Consider the following 19440-nt stretch of genomic DNA (forward strand, 5'->3'; position numbering starts at 1 on the left):
TGACCGTCACCCCAGCGAAAGCTGGGGTCTCGTGAGGCTTGCCCGCGCCGTCTCCCTGAACCAACCTCCCTCACCCCCGTTCGCCCTGAGCTTGTCGAAGGGCTTTCCTTCTTGAAGGGAAGGGGAAGGGCTTCGACATCCGGACGAGGCAAGTGACTCGTTCGGACAGCCCGAAGGAGAGCGGAGTGATGAAGGGGTGGAGTTAGATCAGCCCGCAAACCCATCCATCCGCCGCGCCCACTGAAACGCGATCACCGCACCCTTCACCGGCTGGATCATCACCGCTGCCAGCACCACGGCCAACCCCGGCCACAACGCCGCCTGCACCCCCAGCGGGATGGCCAGCGCATGGTTCACCTCGATCATCAAGGGTACCAATATGTGCCCCAACAGCAGGATCACGATATAGGCGGGGAAATCGTCAGCCCGCGACACATCCCATGGCTGGCCGCACGCATTGCAGGCCGGGCTGGGCTTCAGGAAGCCCGCGAACATCGCGCCCTCGCCGCAGGCGGGGCAACGGCCGCGCAGTCCTGAAGTCAAGGCGGGGCGAAGCGGTCGCATGGCGGCACTAGCGGAAGGATGGTCGCTCATGCGTCGCCCTTATGGCGGCGCGGCGGACCACGCAACACAGGTTTAAGCGCCTACCTCCCTTTCGCCCCGCCAAAAGGCTGTTAAGACGGCCCCCATGCGACTGCCGGGTGCCTCCGAAGCCTTTGTCCTGTTCGACGATGCGCGAGAGCGCAATCCCGCGCCCGCGCGTCTCTACCGCGACCCGGTGGAGATCATCTGCGCCAATTGCCTTGAGGATGTGCAGCCCGCCCTCGACCGCATCGCGGAAGCGGGCGAAATGGGCCTCCATGTCGCCGGTTACATGAGCTATGAGGCGGGGCTGATGCTGGAAGATCGCCTACAGCCGATCGCTCTCCGTCAAGGCGACCACGCGCCCGCCATGCCGCTCCTTTGGTTCGGCCTGTTCGAAGGACATCGGCTGATCGATCCCGCGCTGATGCCGGATCTGCTACCCGATCCCGCCACCGCCAGCATAGAAGCGCCGCAGCCGCTGGTGGATGAAAAGGCTTATCGCGCGGCCTTCGCCCAGGTGCAGGACTATATCCGGGCAGGCGACATTTATCAGGTCAATCTGACCTTTCCCTGCGCCGCGCGCTTCGATGGCGACCTGATGGCGCTTTATGCCGCGATCCGTCCCCGCCAGCGCGCGGGCTATGGCGGCATCATCCGCACCGGTGCCCACAATATCCTCTCCTTCTCACCCGAACTTTTCTTCACCAATGTGCGCGGACAACTGACCGCCCGCCCGATGAAGGGCACCGCCCTCCGCTCCACCGACCCGGCGCGCGATGCGGCGCTGGCGCGGGAATTGGAGGAGGACATCAAGCAGCGCGCCGAAAATCTGATGATCGTCGACTTGCTGCGTAACGATCTGTCCCGCGTGTCGCGCGCCGGAACCGTGATCGTGCCCGATCTCTTCCATGTCGAAACCTATCCAACCGTGCACCAGATGGTCTCGACCATCCGCGCACGGCTGCTGCCCGGCCTGTCGCCCGTCGATATCCTGCGCGTCCTCTTTCCCTGCGGATCGATCACCGGCGCGCCAAAGGTGCGGGCGATGGAAATTATCGATGCAGTTGAGGCACATCCGCGCGACATCTATACCGGCACCATGGGCTGGATCGATCCGAACGGAGACGCTGCCTTCAATGTTGCCATTCGCACGATTTGGGTTGAAGAAGGCAGCAAGGAGGGGCGCCTGGGATTGGGTTCGGCCATTGTCGCGGACTCGGATGCGGCATCCGAGTGGGCGGAATGCCTGGCCAAGGGGCGCTTCCTGACGACTGCGGGACAGTAGGGGGCTTGAATAGTTTCGATGTCATTGGATGACGGACGGTTCGATCTGCTCGAAACCATGGCTTTCGATCCGGTCGACGGTATCAGGTTGCTGGAGCTGCATCTGGAACGGCTGAAGGAAAGTGCCACGGCACTCGACTTCCTCTTCGACCGTCACGACGTTCGCAACGAATTACAGGCCGCGACTTTCCGTCTGCGCGAACGCAGCCGCCTCCGCCTTCTCGTCTCGCGGCGCGGCTCCATCGCCATCGAAGTGCGCGAACATCGCACCTGGCCCCAGGCGATCATGCAGGTGGCGATCGTGCCCCGGAAAAGCCGAACCGATGACTTTCGCCTCACGCACAAGACCACCGACCGGACAATCTATCGGGACGCGTTGAAGCGCGGCGGCACTTACGAAGTGCTGATGACCGACGAAGAAGGCTTCCTCACCGAAGGCTGCTTCTCCTCCATTTTCGTGGAACGCGGCGACAAGCTGGTGACGCCGCCCCTCGCGCGCGGCATCTTGCCCGGCGTCCTGCGCCGCAGCCTCATTGAAATGAACGAAGCGGTCGAAGCCGACCTCAAACCGCGCGACTTGGAAAACGGCTTCTTCATCGGCAACGCCGCCCGAGGCATGGTCGCGGCCTCTCTCGCAAGGTAGAAACTCTCCCCTCTCGCAAGCGGGAGGGGTCGGGGGTGGGCCAGCAGCCCGCCGACCGTGTAACCACCGTCATCCCAGCGAAAGCTGGGATCTCAGGCCAACTCACGCCAAGCCTCCCCAGATTCCAGCTTCCGCTGGAATGACGAAAACTATCTGGCAGTTGCCCCCCGCGCCATAGCGCACTAAGGAGCCTCGCGTCCGCCCGCGCGGACTCACTATTCATCAGAAAGAGTGTCACGATGAGCCAGACTTCCGCTGCCCTCGGTCGCATCCAGCCCTCCGCCACCCTGGCGATGAGCGCGCGTGTGAATGCCCTCAAAGCCGAAGGCGTCGATGTCATTGGTCTCTCGGCCGGCGAACCCGACTTCGACACGCCCGACTTCGTCAAGGAAGCTGGCATTGCCGCGATCCGCAAGAACCTGACCCGCTACACGGACGTTGATGGCACCGCCGACCTCAAGGACGCGGTCGCCTTCAAGTTCAGCCGCGACAACGGCCTGACCTACAAGCGCAGCCAGATCAGCGTGAACTCGGGCGGCAAGCACACTCTGTTCAACGCGCTGGTCGCGACCGTCGATGTGGGCGATGAAGTCATCATCCCGGCGCCTTATTGGGTCAGCTATCCCGACATCGTGAACTTCGCGGGCGGCACCCCCGTCTTCGTGGAAGGCCCTGCGAGTCAGGGCTACAAGATCACCGCCGCGCAGCTCGACGCCGCGATCACGCCGCGCACCAAATGGCTGATCCTGAACTCGCCCTCCAACCCTTCGGGCGCGGCCTATTCGGCCGACGAGTTGAAGGGCCTGGGCGAAGTGCTGCGTCGCCACCCGCATGTGCTCATCATGACGGACGACATGTATGAGCATGTCTGGTACGCGCCGACCCCCTTCGCGACCATCGCGCAGGTGTGCCCGGACCTTTACGATCGCACCCTGACGGTCAACGGCTGCTCAAAGGCTTTCTCGATGACCGGCTGGCGCATCGGTTTCGCCGGTGGTCCCGAATGGATCATCAAGGCGATGGGCAAGCTCCAGTCGCAGTCCACGTCCAACCCCTGCTCGATCAGCCAGGCGGCCGCCGTCGCCGCGCTGACCGGTGAGCAGGATTTCCTTGAAGAGCGCAACGCCGCCTTCAAGAAGCGCCGCGACATGGTCGTGTCGATGCTGAACGACGCGCCGGGCCTCGATTGCCCGACGCCCGAAGGCGCCTTCTATGTCTATCCCGACGCCAGCGGCCTGATGGGCAAGACGACGCCCAAAGGCCAGCTGATCGACAACGACGAAAAGCTCATCGGCTATTTCCTCGATGAAGCCCGCGTCGCCGCCGTTCACGGCGCCGCCTTCGGCCTCTCGCCCGCCTTCCGCATCAGCTACGCGACCTCGGAAGAAATTCTGGCCAAGGCGTGCAAGCGCATCCAGGAAGCCTGCGCCGCCCTCAAATAAGTCGTTTTAATCCTCCCCATGCTGAGCATGGGGAGGGTCGAAGAGAGGCACGTGACTCTCTTCGACAGCGAAGCTGGTGGAGGGGAAAAGGCGCGCAACATCGCCGTTTCCCTCATCCTCTCCGAAAAAAACGGACTCTCGTCCGGCGCACCGTCTTGCAGCCAGAACAAGGTCGCCTATATCCCGTTTCAATTCGAAACGGGATGGGCTGCCTCGTTCACCAAAGGCTAACCCTCCCACTGCTAATCCCCGTCCTTCCGGGAAATGATAGAAAGGAAGAAGGCCATGCTGGCATTCCTGAAATCCGACCTGTTCCTGCGCTTTCTCGGCGGGTTTGCGATCGGGTCCGCTGGCGTCTTCGCCCTCCACCTCGCCGATCCTCCGGCCCTGACGACCCCGGCCATGGCCGCGTCCGACAGCGCCCCCGAGGCGAATTCAAATGCGGCCCTTTAACGCCTTTCTCATCGCCCTCTCTGCGGCCGCCGCCGTCGCCTCTCCCCTGCGCGCCGAGCGCCCCGTTCTTGCTCCGGCACCCGCGATAGATGCTCCAGCAACCCGAAAGCTGGAGACCGCAGTTTTTGCTGGCGGCTGCTTCTGGGGAGTTGAGGGCGTCTTTTCCCACATCAAGGGTGTCCGTCTCGTCACCTCCGGTTTTTCTGGCGGCCCTGCCAACCTCAAGGTCGACTATGACCGTGTGAGCGAAGGCGACACGGGTTTCGCCGAATCCGTCCGCGTCACCTACGATCCCCGGCAGGTCAGCTACGGCACATTGCTGCGAGTCTTCTTTTCGGTGATCGCCGACCCCACCACGCTCAACTATCAAGGTCCCGATCGCGGCACCCAATATCGCAGCGCACTCTTCCCCCTCACTCCGGGGCAGGACAAGGCCGCTCGCGCGTATCTGGCGCAGCTGGACAAGGCGGGACTGTGGCGCGACCCGATCGTGACGAAGGTCGAACGCTTCACCGGCTTCCAGTCTGCGGACGCCTATCATCAGGATTTCCTGACCCGCAACCCGCGCCATCCCTATATCCAGCGGTGGGACATGCCCAAGCTTGCCGCGTTCAAGGCGATGTACCCCAACCTCTACAACGCCCGCCCCTCAGCCTGAAAAGGACATAGCCATGACCCGGATCCAAGGATTGAAGCTTCTATCGACCTTGGACGAGGATGGTCGGCTGACCGTGGAACTGGCGGAGGAGACGCTACCGCCGCCTCGGGCGGACGAGGTGCTGGTCCGCGTAGAAGCCGCACCCATCAACCCGTCAGACCTCGCCCTGCTTTTCGCCTCCGCCGACCTTGAAAATGCTGATTACAGCGAAGGCCGGATCGTCGCCCTCATGCCTGACGCGGCCCGTCGCGCGCTGGCGGGTCGGGTGGGTCAGCCCATGACGATCGGCAATGAAGGGGCTGGCACCGTCATCAATGCTGGCGAATCCCCGGAAGCTCAGGCCCTGCTGGGCAAGCGCGTCGCCCTGATCAGCGGCGGCATGTTCGCGCAATATCGCATCGTCAACGCCCGCGCCTGCATGGTCCTGCCCGATGAGGTGACGGCGGAGCAGGGCGCTTCCGCCTTCGTCAACCCCATGACGGCGCTCGGCTTTATAGAGACCATGAAGCGGGAAGGGCACAAGGCCATCGTCCACACCGCCGCCGCCTCCAACCTTGGTCAGATGCTGGTGCGCATCGCTCAGGAAGATGGCGTTCCGCTGGTGAACATCGTGCGCAACGACGCGCAGGTGGCGATCCTCGAAGGGATCGGCGCGGACCATGTGCTCAACAGTTCGGCAGAGGGCTTCCCTGCTCAGCTTGAAGCCGCCATCGCAGCCACCGGCGCGACCATCGCCTTCGACGCGATCGGTGGCGGTAATCTCGTCAGCCAGATCCTGCATGCCATGGAACAGGTCGCCAGCAAGGACGCGCCCTATAGCCGCTATGGCTCCGACAGCCCCAAGCAAGCCTATATTTACGGCGCCCTCGACCTTTCCCCCACCATCCTGATGCGCAGCTTTGGGTTTGGCTGGTCTGTCGGCGGCTGGCTGCTCTTCCCCTTCCTGCAAAAGGCCGGACCGGAAACCATCGAACGGATGAAGCGGCGCGTGATGGACAATATCACGACCACCTTCGCCAGCCACTATAAAGGCCACATCTCGCTGTCCGAAGCGCTCAACCGCGAAGCCGTGCTGACCTACAATGCCCGGCGCACCGGCGAGAAATATCTGATCGTTCCGAATTGATCTGGAGCGCGGGAGTTCAGGAGCGCTGCGTCAGCGCTCCTGAAAAAGCCCCGTCGCGTCAGGCCGCCATCTGGTGCAGCACGCACAGCTTGTTGCCCGCCGGGTCGCGCAGATAGGCCAGGTACAATTTGCCCATGCCGCCGTCACGAACACCGGGCGGATCTTCGCAAGTCGTGCCGCCTGCCGCGATCCCCGCCGCATGCCATGCATCGGCCTGCTCGGGCGAAGAGGCAGAAAAGCCGATGGTTCCGCCATTGGCCGCACAGGCCGGTTCACCGTTGAGCGGCTTGGAAATGGCAAACGCGCCGGTCGGCGTCATGTAGAAGACACGGCCCTTGTCATCGACGAAACCCGGCGAGACGCCCAGAGCGCCCAGCGTCGCGTCATAAAATTGCTTGGACTTCTGAATGTCGTCGGCACCAACCATGATGTGGCTGAACATATGCATCCTCTCTGCCATTTCGCGCGGCCCGCAACCAGCCGGGCTCACCGGCCCGGTTGAGGAACGCTTCGAATAAAAAAGCCGAACTCTCCGATCCAATGGTTCGGAAAGCTCCACAAGACCACGGCTTGCCTTTGCCGCCCCTTATGCATGAACCAGCTGGAGCACGCTGTCGATCCTCATCGGCGCATCAATGTGATCCCGGGAAATGCTTCACGGCCGATGGCGTATCGCCGCTGCGTCGGTGCCTTAAATAGCAAATGGGCGGAGCCTGAACCCAGACCCCGCCCAAAAAGCATCCGCCAAAACCGGCAAGCCTTATTTCGGCGCCAGCACCATCAGCATCTGGCGGCCTTCCATGCGGGGATAGGCTTCGACCTTGGCGATCTCGCCGACATTCTCCGCCACGCGCTGGAGCAGTTGCATGCCAAGCTGCTGGTGCGACAATTCGCGACCGCGGAAGCGGAGGGTGATCTTCACCTTGTCGCCGTCGCCGATGAAATCATGGACCTTCTTCATCTTCGTATCATAGTCATGATCGTCGATGTTCGGACGCATCTTGATCTCTTTGAGTTCCTGCGTCTTCTGAGTCTTGCGGGCGATATTGGCCTTTTTCTGGGCCTCATATTTGAACTTGCCGATGTCGAGGAACTTGCAGACCGGCGGATCAGCGGTCGGGGACACTTCGACCAGGTCCAGGCCCAGCTCATAAGCGCGCTCCATGGCCTCCTGCGTCAACATCACGCCCAGATTTTCGCCTTCGTCGTCGATCACGCGCACCTTGGGCACGGTGATGAACTCATTGTAACGGGGACCGGACTTAGGCGGCGGCGCCATCGGGCGGCGCATCATTGGGGGACGTATAGCGGCTTCTCCTATTATTGTTCCAAAAACGGCTCTGGCGGCCTTTAGCGCAAAGCCGAAAGGGGCGGCAAGTCCGCAGTTACGGAATCACCGGCCCCATGTGGCATCGCTGCCTCACCGCATATCGGGGGCGAGCGCCTCTTTTGCAAGACGCTGGATGACATCATCAACGGCAAGGACGCTTTGCCCCTCCTTGCCCAACTCACGCAGCGCCACCGTGCCTTCATCGGCCTCACGGCGACCGACGACCAGCAAATTGGGCACTTTGGCAAGGCTATGCTCGCGCACCTTGTAGTTGATCTTTTCGTTGCGAACATCGATTTCGGCGCGGATTCCGGCGGCCCGGAGCTTTTCCACCACCGCGTCCGCATAGTCATCCGCGTCCGAAACGATGGTCGCGACCACCGCCTGCACCGGGGCGAGCCAGAGCGGGAATTTGCCCGCATAATGTTCGATCAGGATGCCGATGAACCGCTCATAGGACCCGAAAATCGCTCGATGGAGCATCACGGGCCGGTGACGCTCGCCATCTTCCCCCACATAGGATGCGTCGAGTCGCTCCGGCAGCACCCGATCCGACTGGATCGTGCCCACCTGCCAGGTCCGCCCGATCGCATCGGTCAGATGCCATTCCAGCTTTGGCGCATAGAAGGCGCCCTCGCCCGGCAGCTCCTCCCAGCCATATTCGGGCGTGTTCAGCCCCGCAGCGGCGACGGCGTTGCGCAGTTCCTCCTCGGCCTTGTCCCACATTTCCTCGGTGCCGAAGCGCTTCTCCGGACGCAGCGCCAGCTTGATCGAGTAAGTGAAGCCGAAATTCTTGTAGATCCGATCCGCCAGTTCGCAGAAGGCCCGCACCTCCGCAACGATCTGGTCCTCGCGGCAGAAGATATGCGCGTCATCCTGCGTGAATTGTCGCACCCGCATCAACCCGTGCAGCGCGCCATGCGGCTCGTTGCGGTGGCAGCAGCCATTCTCATAGAAACGCAACGGCAGGTCGCGATAGCTTTTGATCCCCTGACGGAAGATCAGGACATGCGCGGGGCAGTTCATGGGCTTCAATGCCATCCAGTCGGCATCATCCGACACCAGAGGCCCTTCATCTTCGACGTTCGGCACCTCGTCGGGGATGACAAACATATTCTCGCGATATTTGCCCCAATGGCCCGACTGCTCCCACTGGCGCGCATCCATCACCTGCGGCGTCTTGACCTCGCGATAGCCCGCCGCATCGATGGCGCGGCGCATATAGGCTTCCAGCTCGCGCCAGATCAGATAGCCCTTGGGATGCCAGAAGACCGACCCATGCGCTTCCTGCTGGAGGTGAAACAGGTCCATCTCCGCACCCAGCTTGCGATGGTCGCGCTTGCCCGCTTCTTCGAGGCGCATGAGGTGCGCGTCCAACTGCTTCTTGTTGAGCCAGCCGGTGCCATAGATGCGCGACAGCATCGCGTTCTTCTGGTCGCCGCGCCAATAAGCTCCCGACACGCGGGTCAGCTTGAAAGCATTCGGGTCGAGCTTGCCGGTCGATGCCAGATGCGGCCCCCGACACATGTCGAGCCACTCGCCACCGGACCAGTAAACCGTCAGTTCCTCGCCCTCGGGAAGCTCCGCCGCCCATTCCGCCTTGAACGTCTCGCCTTCCGCCTTCCAGCGCGCGATCAGGTCCTCGCGCGTCCACACCTCGCGGCGGAGCGGCTTGTCGGCTGCGATCAACGCCCGCATCTTCGCTTCGATCGCGGGCAGGTCCTCTTCCGTGAAGGGCCGGTCCTTCGGGGCGAAATCATAGTAGAAGCCGTCGTCCGTCGCCGGGCCGAAGGTGATCTGCGTCCCCGGAAACAACGCCTGCACGGCTTCGGCCAGCAGATGCGCAAAGTCATGCCGCGCCAGTTCCAGCGCGTCCGCCTCATCCTTGCTCGTCACCAGCGCGAGTTGCGCGTCGCCTTCCAGAGGCCGCATGATGTCGCGCAGTTCGCCGTCCACACGCGCCGCGATCGCCGCCTTAGCCAGACCCGGCCCGATCGCCGCTGCAATATCCGCCGGCGTAGTGCCGGGCGCGACTTCACGCACGGAACCGTCGGGCAGGGTGATCTTCAGCATGGCGGACAAGGGACAAGTCTTTCTGTGATTGGATGGCAGCGCAAAATGCCGCACTTTCCCCATAAATGGGCGGCCCCGTCTGTCAATAGAAGGGACCCTTGCCAAGGAACGCTGATACAGGCATGTTGAATGTGTTGATATATCATTCAACAGGAGGGGTTCATGGCTTCAAGCTTTGCGCAATCCAACGCGTCTCAGCCCGAACAACCGATGGGCGAGATGAATACCACCCCATTAATCGACGTGATGCTGGTACTGCTGATCATGTTCATCATCACGATACCGATCCAGACGCACAGCGTCAGCGTCGACCTTCCCCAAACGCCTGACACGGTGACGCAGCCGCCGGTAAATCCAGTCAAGAACAGGCTGACGATCGATGGGGAGGGCGTGCTGCGCTGGAACGGGGCGGCAATCGATCGGCTCACTCTGCGCCAATATCTCGCCGCGTCCCTTGCGAAGCCTGTCGAACCGGAGTTGCAGTTCCAGCCCGCCGCTGACGCCCGCTATGTCGTGGTGGACGAAGTGCTCGCCGACATTCGCCGAGCGGGCGTCAAAAATATGGGCTTTGTCGGTAACGAGCGCTACGCCACCTTCTGACGGAAGGATCGCCAACATGATCCCTCTTGACCAGTCGCCTGGCGCATAGTCTTTTGCTGCCGGGGACTACGGGGGGATCATGGACCAGGAACGCTTTTACGGCGAGAGCTTCGCCTTTGAAGGAAGCTGGCGCGAATATGCGCCCATCGCTTTTACCAACCTGCTGCTGACGATCGTCACACTGGGCATCTATCGTTTCTGGGCCACCACGCGGACGCGGCGCTACCTTTGGTCGAATACGCGCTTCATCGACGATCGGCTCGAATGGACGGGCACCGGTAAGGAATTGTTGCTGGGATTTCTGATGGTGCTGCTGCTCATGGGCTTGCCCTTCCTGTTTCTTCAGTTCGGCGCGCAGGCGCTGGTGCTTCGGGGACATGCGGGCCTCGCGGCCGGGCTCACCATGGCGGCGGCCTTCACTATCTTTTACCTCACGGGCGTCGCCCGCTTCCGCGCGCTGCGCTATCGGTTCAGCCGCACCTGGTGGCACGGCATCAGAGGTGGCGCCGACGACAGCGGCTTCGGCTTCGGCCTGCAATATATGTGGCGCACCATAGTGTCCTACATACCCTTGGGCCTACTCATCCCATGGTCGATGGTTTCGCTCTGGAACCGGCGCATGAACGCGATGAGCTTTGGATCGCATTCATTCGTTGCGGTCGGTCGCGCCCGGCCGCTCATGAAGAGGTTCCTGCTCTTCTATCTCGCTCCGCTGCTTTTCGTCGTGATCGGCGTCGCGATGGCGGGCACTTTCGGAGGGGCCATTGGCGGCGTTTGGGTGACATCCAGCTTCCCGCCGCTGCTGCGCATCCTGTCATTCATCGTCATCTTCGTGGGCGTCTATGCTTTGCTTGGCCTCATCGCGCTCACTTATTATGCGGCCTTCCTGCGCGAAACGATCGGCAACCTGACCCTCGCTGGCCTGGAATTTTCCTTTGAGGCCAGTACGGACGATTGGCTTGCCTTGTTCTTCGGCGACATCGCACTGGTCGTCTGCACCCTCGGCATCGGGTCGATCTTCCTCCAATATCGCCACTGGAAATTCTTTATCACCCACATGAACGCAACCGGCGAGATCTTTACTGACGAACTTACCCAGTCGCAGACGAAGACCAGCCCCCATGGCGAAGGCCTGCTCGACGCGCTCGACGTAGGTGCTTTCTGACCGGTCTGCCCGATTTCCGGCTCTGGCACTATGACGGCGTCACGGCGACCCGGCGGAGCGTGCTTCTCCGCCCAGTCGGGGACGGCTTCGTGCTGGAGGAACCGGAAAGCGGATGGGCCGGTGCGCCGACCATCTGGTCCGATCTGACCGTGATTGGCGCGGACAGTGGGCGTTCTGCCTATGGGCACAGCGCCATTCCCGGATGGCGCATGGGTTTTTCAGGAGAGCCGCCAGCGGGTCTGTCCGCGCATCTGCCCCGGGGCGAACGCTATGGCCGCTGGATCGACCGCTTCGGCTTCTGGCGGGCGGCGGGGGCGTTCACGCTCGTGGCGGGACTGGTTGTCTGGGGTGCGCTCGAAGCCCCCGGCGCCATCGCCCAGCTGATCCCGCAATCCTGGGAAAACCGGATGGGCGATACCATGGTCGGGGATTTCGGCGGTCGCTTCTGCCACACGCCCGCCGGGGATGCCGCGTTGCGGACGTTGGCGGAGAGGATCGACCCCCATCATGAAGCGCGCGAAATCACGCTTGCCAACATACCGATGGTCAATGCGGTAACGCTGCCCGGCGGCCGCATCATTCTGTTCGACGGCCTCATTCAGCAGGCCGGCTCGCCCGACGAGGTCGCGGGCGTCCTGGGCCATGAACTTGGCCATGTTCGTCACCGCGACACATTGACCGGCCTTGTCCGCCAACTGGGCCTTAGCGCTGTGCTCGGCGGAGCAGGGGGCGGTGCAGGCAGCTACCTGAACGGGGTGCTTGCGCTCAGCTATGGGCGGGAGGCTGAAGCGGCAGCCGACAGCGTCGCCATCGATCAGATGCGCACCGCCAGCATTTCCCCCGCCGCCACCGCGGCCTTCTTCGAAAAGCTCGGCGGCAAGGAGGCAGATCGGGGAGAAAGGGCCATGACATGGCTCTCCTCGCACCCGCTCTCCGCCGATCGCCGCCGCCGTTTCGCCGACGCGGTCCAGCCGGGTTCGGCCTATCGCCCAGCCCTCGACCGCGTTTCATGGCAGGCGCTGCGCTCCTCCTGCGCGGCCGACCCCAAGGTTGCGAAATTCTGGGGAAAGCCCTTCTGATCAGGCGAAGAGCAGGCGCGCCTGATCCCCGGTCTGCTGAAGAAAGGCGATGGGGCCGCTGATGGAAACGCCTTCCAGCAATTCACTGGCGGCGACATCATGCAGCGCCATGCCACTCTGGCAGGCCAGGATGCCGACATCCAGCGCCAGCGCCTCGGCGATCAATTGGCGAAGGGAAGGCAGGCCCGCCGCCAGATGTGCGGCATCCTCTGGCGCTTGAGCGGTTTGCCGCAGCAGCGCCACGGCATCCAGTTGCAGGAAGATGCTGGCCGCCCCGCCCAACGCCGCCTGCGCGCTTGCCAGCACCAATGCGCCGCGCAGCCGCTCTGCGTCAGCCGTGGCGACGACAATCCTCAGTTCGCGCATAGTTCGGCGGCGCACGCCTTGCAGCCGGGGTCCTTGGCCACGCTCAACGTACGGAACCGCATGGAGAGCAGGTCGGCGAGCATCAGCTTGCCCGCCATGTCCGCGCCGAAGGGGACCAGCGCGCGGATGACTTCCAGCGCGGCCAGGCTTCCCATCACGCCGGTAAGAGCGCCAATCACGCCTGTTTCGGCGCAGTTCCGCTCCGGCGCGTCCTGCGGATCGCCGACAAGGCAGCGATAGCAGGGCTGATCGCTCTCCCAGCCGCGATAGGTAGCGAGCTGTCCCTCGAACGGCCCGACCGCCGCCGACACCAACGGGATGCGCAACCGCTGCGCGCAATCCGCCACCGCCAACCGCGTCGCGAAGCTGTCGCACCCGTCCAGAACGACATCCGCATCCCGCAGCATGAGCGCGGCATTGCCCGCATCGATCCGCGCATTGATGGGGATCAGCTTCACATCGGGATTAAGCCGCGCCACCGCCGCCATCGCGCCTTCAGCCTTTGCGACACCGATGTCGCCGGTGCCAAACAGCACCTGCCGCTGCAAATTGGAAAGCGCGACATGATCATCGTCGATGACCCGAATCGTGCCGACGCCCGCCGCCGCGAGATAGAGGATAGCGGGGCTGCCAATGCCGCCCGCGCCGATCACGGCGACATCTGCCGACAGCAGCCGCGCCTGACCCGCGCCGCCAATCTCCTTGAGGACGATATGGCGGGCGTAGCGTTCCAGCTGCTCGTCGGAAAGGGTCATGAGCTACTCACTCCCGTCGATCCGAAACCGCCCGAACCCCTGACCGTCTCGTCCAGTTCCTCGACCTCTGCGAAGCGCGCCACCTGCACCGGCGCCGCCACCAGCTGCGCGATGCGGTCACCGCGTGAAATGACGAAAGGTTCAGCGCCCAGGTTGATGAGGATGACCTTCAATTCCCCGCGATAATCCGCGTCGATCGTGCCCGGCGTATTGGGCAGGCTGATCCCATGCTTCAGCGCCAGCCCCGACCGTGGCCGCACCTGCACCTCATAACCATCGGGGATCGCCATCGCGAAGCCTGTCGCCACGGCATGCCGCCCGCCCGGCACGATGATCACATCCTCGGCGGCCACCACGTCCATGCCCGCTGCATGCTCGGTCGCATAGGCAGGTACCGGCAGCCCCTCACCATGGGGCAGGCGCTTCAGACGGATTTCAATCGGAGAGAGAGGGGAGGACATTGGCAACCTTTTCGATGATTCGGGTGGCTACGGCATCCTTGGGCAAATGCTCCCAGCTTTCGATGCCGTTCGCCGTGACGATATGCACGCTGTTGCTGTCGCCGCCCATCACGTCGCCTGACACATCATTGGCGATGATCCAGTCCGCACCCTTGCGCGCCAGCTTGGCCTCAGCATGTTCGGCAACCTTCTCGGTCTCGGCGGCAAAACCGATCAGCAGGGCAGGGCGCCCCGCATGTTTGCCCAAGGTGCCCAGAATGTCAGGATTCTCCACCAGCGCCAGCGGCGCAGGCTTGCCTGATCCATCCTTCTTCAGCTTCTGTTCGCAAGCGTCAGCCGTGCGCCAATCAGCAACCGCCGCCACCATGATCGCCACATCGGCGGGCAGCGCGCCCTCGACCGCCGCTAGCATCTCCCGCGCGGTTTCCACATCGACGCGATCCACGCCCGCAGGCGTCGGCAGATGCACCGGCCCCGCCACCAGCGTCACGCGCGCCCCAGCCCGCGCCGCCGCCGCCGCGATGGCAAAGCCCTGCTTCCCCGAAGAGCGGTTGGCGATGTAGCGCACCGGGTCGATCGGCTCATGCGTTGGTCCAGCGGTAACCAGAATATGCCGCCCTTTAAGCGGTAGGTCCGCGCCCTCAAAATCCGGTTGCCCCGCAAGCGGATCTTCCGCAGCCGGATGCTCAAGCAACCGCTCAATCTCTTCCACGATCGCTTCGGGTTCAGGCAAACGCCCCTTGCCGAACTCGCCGCAAGCCATCTCGCCGCTATCGGGCTCCATCAGATGCACGCCATCGGCATGCAGGCGCGCCAAGTTCCGCTGCGTCGCTGCATGATGCCACATGCGCACGTTCATCGCGGGCACCGCCAGCACCGGCTTGTCCGTCGCCAGCAGCAGCGTCGTCGCCAGATCATCGGCGATGCCATTGGCCATCTTGGCGAGAATATTCGCCGTCGCAGGCGCGACCACGACCAGATCAGCCTGTCGGCTCAGCTGGATATGCCCGATCTCCCGCTCTTCTTTCAGGTCGAACATGTCGCCATAGACATGGTCCTCGGTCAGAACGCCAAGCGACAGGGGCGTCACGAAGTTGGTCGCGCTGTCGGTCAGCACCGCGCGCACAGCGATGCCGCGCTTCTTCAGCAGCCGCACCAGTTCCAGCGACTTATAGGCCGCGATGCCACCGGCGACGATCAGGAGGATGCGGCGCTGAGTCATAGTTGCAGATGTAGCAGGGCCGTAACGACCGCTCCAGTCACCGCGGCAACACCGGCCACCGCGGCATAGCGCCACCCCCCGCCGATGCGGATCAGCCTCACCTCGGTCAGCGGCGGCGGCGGCGGCGCTCCTCCCTTCTCCGGGAAAGCCTCCTCGATCCGGCGCACAAGGCCGGGCAGCCGCTGAAGCGTCCGCCAATTCTCGATCAGCGCATCCGCCGCCTTGGCTTCTGGCCCCAGTTCCGCGCGCAGCCATTCCTTCACATAGGGGCCGCTCGTCTCCCACAGGTTGATGTCGGGATCGAGCGCGGTCGCCACACCCTCCACCATCACCATGGTCTTCTGGAGCAGCAGCAAATGGGGCTGGGTCTGCATGTCGAAGTCGCGGGTGATGGCGAACAGCCCGTCCAGCATGCCACCGACCGAAAGCTCGCGCACCGGCTTGCCCCGCATCGGTTCGCCCACGGCGCGCAGGGCGGTCGCGAATTCCTCGACATTATGGTGGCCGGGCACATATTGCGCCTCGAAATGGATTTCGGCGACCCGCTTATAGTTGCCGGTGATCAGCCCGTAGAGAATCTCCGCCAGCCACATGCGCGCCCGCCGGTCGATCCGCCCCATGATGCCGAAATCGATCGCCACGATATCGCCATTGGCGGTGACGAACAGGTTCCCCTGATGCATGTCAGCGTGGAAGAAACCCTCGGCGATCGCCTGCCGCAGGAAGGCGTTGACCAACCGCGCGCCCAGTTCCTTCACATCATGACCCGCCGCGATCAGGGCGTCTCGATCGGAAATCTTGATCCCGTCGATCCACTCCATCGTCATGACCTTGCCTGTCGTGCGATCCCAATCGATCATGGGCACGCGATAGCCCGGCATCGCCTCCATCGCCTCGGCGAGTTCGGACGCCGAAGCGGCTTCCCGGCGCAAATCCAGCTCGCGCGCGGTCCAGCGCTTCATGTTGGCGATGACCAGGCGCGGCCGCAATCGCGCGACCTCGCCACCCAACATTTCCACATGGGCAGCGGCCCATTCATAGGTCTGGATGTCGCGGTTGAACTGGTCCGTGACGCCCGGCCGGATCACTTTCACCGCGACATCGCGGCCGTCCGTGGTAATGGCGCGATGCACCTGCGCGATCGACGCAGCACCCACCGGTGCTTCATCGAAGCTGGTATAGATGCTCTCCAGCGGACGTCCGAAACTCTGTTCGATCTGCGCGCGAATGGTGGCGAAAGGCACGGGCGGCAGTGCGTCCTGCAACCGCAAAAGGTCGTTCGCCGCCTCATCCCCAACCAGATCGGGGCGTGTTGCTAGCGTCTGCCCCAGCTTGATCGCCGCAGGCCCGATCGCCTGAAAGGCATCGGCATAGCGCGGTTGCTTGGGCACCCGTGCCCCCACCCGCGCCAATCGCACCAGCCGCCTCACGGGCGTAGGCGTCAACGGATCGCGCTCAATCCCCCGCAGCGCCCCATGTCGCGCCAGCGTCCGGCCCCATTTCAGCAGCCGCCAAATATGCGTGATGTGGGATGGCATCTACCTAAGCCCCTCCCCTTCAGGGGAGGGGTTGGGGTGGGGGCGAGCGGAGCGAGCGACTGCCGTCGCGAGGTCAGAGCAGCGCCGCTCACGCGGCGCACCCACCCTTCGAAGCAGGCACGTGACTGCTTCGAACCCTCCCTTGAAAGGGAGCGGCCCCATTGTGAGTCGCCCCACCATCAAATCTTCCACCCCGAATGGATCGCCACCAACCCACCAAGAATCGGCTCGACCTTCGTCTGCACGAAACCAGCCTCCCGGATCATCCGCTCAAATTCAGGCATAGGCGGAAAGCGCCGGATCGATTCGATCAGATACCGATAGCTGTCCTCATCATCGGCGAGCAGCTTGCCGAGCTTGGGCACCAGCCGATGCGAATAGACATCATACACATCGGCAAAGCCCGGCCATGTCGTCGTCGAAAATTCCAGGCAGAAGAAGCGCCCGCCAAATTTCAGCACGCGGTGCGCTTCCCGCAGCGCCTTGTCGATATGCGTCACATTGCGGATGCCAAAGGCGATCGTATAGGCGTCGAAGCTGCGGTCCTTGAACGTCAGTTCTTCCGCATTCTGCTCCGACCAGATCAGCCCTTCGAGGCCCTTCTTCTTTGCGCGCTCGACGCCCACGGCCAGCATTTCCGGATTGATGTCGGACACGGTGACGTGCGCGCCATGCTTGGCCATGCGAAAGGCGATGTCGCCAGTGCCGCCCGCCATATCCAGGATCGCTTCATCCTTGCGCGGCTTCACCCGCCCGACAAACTGGTCCTTCCATAGCCGGTGCGCGCCCACGGACATGGCGTCGTTCATCAGGTCATATTTGGACGCAACATTGGAAAAGACCGCGCGCACCATCCCCTGTTTTTCAGAGGCATCCACGTCGCGATAGCCGAAAGAAGCAGTGTCGTTCATGGGCCAGCCTCCTAGAGCATTTGCATGTCCGGTGGAAACACCCCAGATCGGCGAAAATGTTCAGTGACTTGTCGGCATAATTCGGCCTGACGATCCGATCGCTATCCAAGAGAGATTTGAATGCCTGAACTGCCCGAAGTCGAAACCACGGTCGCTGGCCTCCGGTCGGTGCTGGAGGGCGCGGTTCTGACCCGTGTCGAAGCACGCCGCGCGGATCTCCGCTTCCCCATACCGGTCGATCTGCGGCAGCGACTGACTGGCGCGACCGTCACATCGCTGTCTCGCCGCGCTAAATATGGGCTCATCGAAACCAATCGCGGCGACACGCTGATCTTTCATCTTGGCATGTCGGGGCGTTGGCGAATCGATCCTGCCGAGATCGGGACACATGACCATCTTCTGATCGAGACCGGAAACGGACATCTGCTTTCCCTTAACGATCCACGCCGCTTCGGCTCGATCGACCTCGTGCGCACCGACGGCTCTCACGCCTACGGTCCCTTCACCCGCATGGGGCCGGAGCCACTTGGACCTGATTTTTCGGCGAACTATCTCGCGCAGGTGCTGAAAGGGAAGGCGACATCGATCAAGGCGGCGCTGCTCGATCAGCGAATCGTGGCAGGGCTCGGCAACATCTATGTCTGCGAAGCGCTCAACATGGCGGGCATCTCCCCAACGCGCGAGGCGGGGCGCATCAGTCGGGCGCGGCTCGGGCTGCTGGCCGACGCGATTCGGGAAGTGCTGACAGCCGCGATTGCGGCCGGAGGGTCCACCTTGCGCGATTATGCCCGGCCCGATGGGGAGCTGGGCTATTTCTCCAAACAGTGGCGAGTCTATGGCCGGGAAGGCGAAAGCTGCGCCTGTGGCGGCGTGATCCGGCGACGTGTGGACGGCGGGCGATCGACTTTCTACTGCCCGAAATGCCAGAAATAGCACGCGCCTTCCCGTTGACGCTTTGGCTTATCCCCTGTAAGGGGCGCACCTTCACAGGGACGGCTGGCGATTCCGGCTGACCCTATTCACGAGATTTGACGAGACCGAGGACTTTAAATGGCCAATACGCCGCAAGCCAAGAAGCGCATCCGCCGCAACGCACGCCGCGCCGAAATCAACGGCGCCCGCATCAGCCGGATTCGTACCCTGGTGAAGAAGGTCGAATCCGCTCTCGCTGCTGGCGACAAGTCGGCTGCGGCCACGGCGCTTCAGTCCGTCCAGCCTGAACTGGCTCGTGGCGTCGCACGCGGCGTGCTGCACAAGAACACCGCCGCTCGCAAGTTCGGGCGTCTCACGAAGCGGGTTAGCGCGCTCGCCTGAGCCGCTTCACTCGATCGTCACGTAAAAATCGAAAAACCCGTCCCGCTCTGGGGCGGGTTTTTTTCATGATTCCGTCACGCGGCCGTAACGGACATCCGCAGTTTCTCGCGATTCCCTCACGATTCGAGCAAAAGGGCACAGAGGTGTATATTTGCTAAGTATCTGTATTTGCGTGATATTCTGTTCATTTCGCCATTTTCCCCGGTTTTCCGCGTCAACGTCTTTATTTCATATTTTTGAAGGGCCTTGCCCTTGATCAGGCGAAGATTGCCTGTCTATTTTCATCTCTCTGATCACCACTCGAATCGATTCCGGTGATCGTCATTAGGTTGTTTTTGCGCAGACTTGTTGGGGAAGCTCCCGCTTTTCCAAACGGATTTTTGCGTCTGATGGTCCCTGCCCGGCAGGGGCACAGTTGATGGGGGTCGACTGTTT

General features: G+C 62.8%; 22 protein-coding genes. 12 read left to right on the forward strand and 10 right to left on the reverse strand.

The window, feature by feature from the left end:
• Positions 1-207: 207 nt before the first annotated feature.
• Positions 208-594 carry a DUF983 domain-containing protein gene (locus tag ACZ5ZH_RS12765; protein ID WP_464771747.1) on the reverse strand — a complete coding sequence of 129 codons (387 nt, stop codon included), beginning with the start codon at positions 592-594 and terminating at the stop codon, positions 208-210.
• A 94-nt stretch (positions 595-688) separates the two neighbouring features.
• Here ACZ5ZH_RS12765 and pabB point away from each other — a divergent pair, with 94 nt between their 5' ends.
• The 7 genes from pabB to ACZ5ZH_RS12800 all read left to right on the forward strand — a co-directional run bounded on the left by pabB (position 689) and on the right by ACZ5ZH_RS12800 (position 6191).
• On the forward strand, positions 689-1870 hold the full coding sequence (gene pabB / locus ACZ5ZH_RS12770; RefSeq protein ID WP_464771748.1) for an aminodeoxychorismate synthase component I: 1182 nt from the start codon (positions 689-691) through the stop codon (positions 1868-1870).
• An 18-nt stretch (positions 1871-1888) separates the two neighbouring features.
• Entirely contained in the window at positions 1889-2512 is a 624-nt protein-coding gene (locus tag ACZ5ZH_RS12775) for an aminotransferase class IV (protein ID WP_464771749.1), read from the forward strand.
• A 239-nt stretch (positions 2513-2751) separates the two neighbouring features.
• The gene (locus ACZ5ZH_RS12780) at positions 2752-3954 is read left to right on the forward strand and encodes a pyridoxal phosphate-dependent aminotransferase (RefSeq protein WP_464771750.1); all 1203 of its coding nucleotides are present in this window, start codon (positions 2752-2754) and stop codon (positions 3952-3954) included.
• Positions 3955-4005: 51 nt separating this feature from the next.
• Positions 4006-4185 (forward strand): hypothetical protein, encoded by a 180-nt coding sequence (locus tag ACZ5ZH_RS12785; RefSeq protein ID WP_464771751.1) that lies wholly within the window; start codon positions 4006-4008, stop codon positions 4183-4185.
• Positions 4186-4239: 54 nt separating this feature from the next.
• Positions 4240-4407, forward strand: coding sequence for a hypothetical protein (locus tag ACZ5ZH_RS12790; RefSeq protein ID WP_464771752.1), 168 nt, complete (start codon positions 4240-4242; stop codon positions 4405-4407).
• Positions 4394-5065 carry a peptide-methionine (S)-S-oxide reductase MsrA gene (gene msrA, locus ACZ5ZH_RS12795; protein ID WP_464771753.1) on the forward strand — a complete coding sequence of 224 codons (672 nt, stop codon included), beginning with the start codon at positions 4394-4396 and terminating at the stop codon, positions 5063-5065. Before ACZ5ZH_RS12790 ends, msrA begins: the two co-directional genes overlap by 14 nt.
• Before the next feature lie 13 nt (positions 5066-5078).
• Positions 5079-6191: a zinc-binding dehydrogenase gene (locus ACZ5ZH_RS12800; protein WP_464771754.1), complete on the forward strand. Its 1113-nt coding sequence runs from the start codon at positions 5079-5081 to the stop codon at positions 6189-6191.
• Positions 6192-6249: 58 nt separating this feature from the next.
• Here the strand turns inward: ACZ5ZH_RS12800 and ACZ5ZH_RS12805 are convergent, their stop codons facing one another.
• The 3 genes from ACZ5ZH_RS12805 to thrS all read right to left on the reverse strand — a co-directional run bounded on the left by ACZ5ZH_RS12805 (position 6250) and on the right by thrS (position 9594).
• A complete protein-coding gene (locus ACZ5ZH_RS12805) occupies positions 6250-6633 on the reverse strand; it encodes a VOC family protein (RefSeq protein WP_464771755.1) in 384 nt (127 codons plus the stop codon).
• A 318-nt stretch (positions 6634-6951) separates the two neighbouring features.
• Positions 6952-7485 (reverse strand): translation initiation factor IF-3, encoded by a 534-nt coding sequence (infC, locus tag ACZ5ZH_RS12810; RefSeq protein WP_449470959.1) that lies wholly within the window; start codon positions 7483-7485, stop codon positions 6952-6954.
• A gap of 126 nt (positions 7486-7611) precedes the next feature.
• On the reverse strand, positions 7612-9594 hold the full coding sequence (gene thrS, locus ACZ5ZH_RS12815; protein WP_460987310.1) for a threonine--tRNA ligase: 1983 nt from the start codon (positions 9592-9594) through the stop codon (positions 7612-7614).
• A 162-nt stretch (positions 9595-9756) separates the two neighbouring features.
• On the opposite strand from thrS, the gene ACZ5ZH_RS12820 reads away from it, so the two are divergent.
• From ACZ5ZH_RS12820 to ACZ5ZH_RS12830, 3 genes are all read left to right on the forward strand, one after another.
• A complete protein-coding gene (locus ACZ5ZH_RS12820) occupies positions 9757-10194 on the forward strand; it encodes an ExbD/TolR family protein (protein WP_464771756.1) in 438 nt (145 codons plus the stop codon).
• A gap of 79 nt (positions 10195-10273) precedes the next feature.
• The gene (locus tag ACZ5ZH_RS12825) at positions 10274-11359 is read left to right on the forward strand and encodes a YjgN family protein (RefSeq protein ID WP_464771757.1); all 1086 of its coding nucleotides are present in this window, start codon (positions 10274-10276) and stop codon (positions 11357-11359) included.
• Positions 11360-11418: 59 nt separating this feature from the next.
• A complete protein-coding gene (locus ACZ5ZH_RS12830; protein WP_464771758.1) occupies positions 11419-12438 on the forward strand; it encodes a M48 family metallopeptidase in 1020 nt (339 codons plus the stop codon).
• On the opposite strand, the gene ACZ5ZH_RS12835 is transcribed toward ACZ5ZH_RS12830, so the two are convergent.
• From ACZ5ZH_RS12835 to ACZ5ZH_RS12860, 6 genes are all read right to left on the reverse strand, one after another.
• Positions 12439-12804, reverse strand: coding sequence for a DsrE family protein (locus ACZ5ZH_RS12835; RefSeq protein ID WP_464771759.1), 366 nt, complete (start codon positions 12802-12804; stop codon positions 12439-12441).
• Positions 12792-13559, reverse strand: coding sequence for a HesA/MoeB/ThiF family protein (locus ACZ5ZH_RS12840; RefSeq protein WP_464771760.1), 768 nt, complete (start codon positions 13557-13559; stop codon positions 12792-12794). Before ACZ5ZH_RS12840 ends, ACZ5ZH_RS12835 begins: the two co-directional genes overlap by 13 nt.
• A complete protein-coding gene (gene dut / locus ACZ5ZH_RS12845) occupies positions 13556-14020 on the reverse strand; it encodes a dUTP diphosphatase (protein WP_449470964.1) in 465 nt (154 codons plus the stop codon). Before dut ends, ACZ5ZH_RS12840 begins: the two co-directional genes overlap by 4 nt.
• Positions 13995-15242, reverse strand: coding sequence for a bifunctional phosphopantothenoylcysteine decarboxylase/phosphopantothenate--cysteine ligase CoaBC (gene coaBC / locus ACZ5ZH_RS12850; RefSeq protein ID WP_464771761.1), 1248 nt, complete (start codon positions 15240-15242; stop codon positions 13995-13997). The genes dut and coaBC overlap by 26 nt, the downstream gene beginning before the upstream one ends.
• Positions 15239-16780 carry a 2-polyprenylphenol 6-hydroxylase gene (ubiB, locus tag ACZ5ZH_RS12855; protein ID WP_464771762.1) on the reverse strand — a complete coding sequence of 514 codons (1542 nt, stop codon included), beginning with the start codon at positions 16778-16780 and terminating at the stop codon, positions 15239-15241. The genes coaBC and ubiB overlap by 4 nt, the downstream gene beginning before the upstream one ends.
• Positions 16781-16959: 179 nt before the next feature.
• Positions 16960-17691 (reverse strand): class I SAM-dependent methyltransferase, encoded by a 732-nt coding sequence (locus ACZ5ZH_RS12860; protein ID WP_449470966.1) that lies wholly within the window; start codon positions 17689-17691, stop codon positions 16960-16962.
• A 120-nt stretch (positions 17692-17811) separates the two neighbouring features.
• Here ACZ5ZH_RS12860 and mutM point away from each other — a divergent pair, with 120 nt between their 5' ends.
• A complete protein-coding gene (gene mutM, locus ACZ5ZH_RS12865; RefSeq protein ID WP_464771763.1) occupies positions 17812-18624 on the forward strand; it encodes a bifunctional DNA-formamidopyrimidine glycosylase/DNA-(apurinic or apyrimidinic site) lyase in 813 nt (270 codons plus the stop codon).
• Positions 18625-18741: 117 nt separating this feature from the next.
• A complete protein-coding gene (gene rpsT / locus ACZ5ZH_RS12870) occupies positions 18742-19005 on the forward strand; it encodes a 30S ribosomal protein S20 (protein ID WP_449470969.1) in 264 nt (87 codons plus the stop codon).
• Positions 19006-19440: the final 435 nt, after the last annotated feature.

It is taken from the genome of Sphingobium sp. TomMM7A (assembly GCF_055397305.1).

What these genes read in the sequence shown, in the direction of transcription:
- ACZ5ZH_RS12765 (WP_464771747.1), bottom strand. Translation starts at nt 594, where the DNA reads ATGAGCGACCATCCTTCCGCTAGTGCCGCCATGCGACCGCTTCGCCCC.
- pabB (WP_464771748.1), top strand. Translation starts at nt 689, where the DNA reads ATGCGACTGCCGGGTGCCTCCGAAGCCTTTGTCCTGTTCGACGATGCG.
- ACZ5ZH_RS12775 (WP_464771749.1), top strand. Translation starts at nt 1,889, where the DNA reads ATGTCATTGGATGACGGACGGTTCGATCTGCTCGAAACCATGGCTTTC.
- ACZ5ZH_RS12780 (WP_464771750.1), top strand. Translation starts at nt 2,752, where the DNA reads ATGAGCCAGACTTCCGCTGCCCTCGGTCGCATCCAGCCCTCCGCCACC.
- ACZ5ZH_RS12790 (WP_464771752.1), top strand. Translation starts at nt 4,240, where the DNA reads ATGCTGGCATTCCTGAAATCCGACCTGTTCCTGCGCTTTCTCGGCGGG.
- msrA (WP_464771753.1), top strand. Translation starts at nt 4,394, where the DNA reads ATGCGGCCCTTTAACGCCTTTCTCATCGCCCTCTCTGCGGCCGCCGCC.
- ACZ5ZH_RS12800 (WP_464771754.1), top strand. Translation starts at nt 5,079, where the DNA reads ATGACCCGGATCCAAGGATTGAAGCTTCTATCGACCTTGGACGAGGAT.
- ACZ5ZH_RS12805 (WP_464771755.1), bottom strand. Translation starts at nt 6,633, where the DNA reads ATGTTCAGCCACATCATGGTTGGTGCCGACGACATTCAGAAGTCCAAG.
- infC (WP_449470959.1), bottom strand. Translation starts at nt 7,485, where the DNA reads ATGATGCGCCGCCCGATGGCGCCGCCGCCTAAGTCCGGTCCCCGTTAC.
- thrS (WP_460987310.1), bottom strand. Translation starts at nt 9,594, where the DNA reads ATGCTGAAGATCACCCTGCCCGACGGTTCCGTGCGTGAAGTCGCGCCC.
- ACZ5ZH_RS12820 (WP_464771756.1), top strand. Translation starts at nt 9,757, where the DNA reads ATGGCTTCAAGCTTTGCGCAATCCAACGCGTCTCAGCCCGAACAACCG.
- ACZ5ZH_RS12825 (WP_464771757.1), top strand. Translation starts at nt 10,274, where the DNA reads ATGGACCAGGAACGCTTTTACGGCGAGAGCTTCGCCTTTGAAGGAAGC.
- ACZ5ZH_RS12835 (WP_464771759.1), bottom strand. Translation starts at nt 12,804, where the DNA reads ATGCGCGAACTGAGGATTGTCGTCGCCACGGCTGACGCAGAGCGGCTG.
- ACZ5ZH_RS12840 (WP_464771760.1), bottom strand. Translation starts at nt 13,559, where the DNA reads ATGACCCTTTCCGACGAGCAGCTGGAACGCTACGCCCGCCATATCGTC.
- dut (WP_449470964.1), bottom strand. Translation starts at nt 14,020, where the DNA reads ATGTCCTCCCCTCTCTCTCCGATTGAAATCCGTCTGAAGCGCCTGCCC.
- coaBC (WP_464771761.1), bottom strand. Translation starts at nt 15,242, where the DNA reads ATGACTCAGCGCCGCATCCTCCTGATCGTCGCCGGTGGCATCGCGGCC.
- ubiB (WP_464771762.1), bottom strand. Translation starts at nt 16,780, where the DNA reads ATGCCATCCCACATCACGCATATTTGGCGGCTGCTGAAATGGGGCCGG.
- ACZ5ZH_RS12860 (WP_449470966.1), bottom strand. Translation starts at nt 17,691, where the DNA reads ATGAACGACACTGCTTCTTTCGGCTATCGCGACGTGGATGCCTCTGAA.
- mutM (WP_464771763.1), top strand. Translation starts at nt 17,812, where the DNA reads ATGCCTGAACTGCCCGAAGTCGAAACCACGGTCGCTGGCCTCCGGTCG.
- rpsT (WP_449470969.1), top strand. Translation starts at nt 18,742, where the DNA reads ATGGCCAATACGCCGCAAGCCAAGAAGCGCATCCGCCGCAACGCACGC.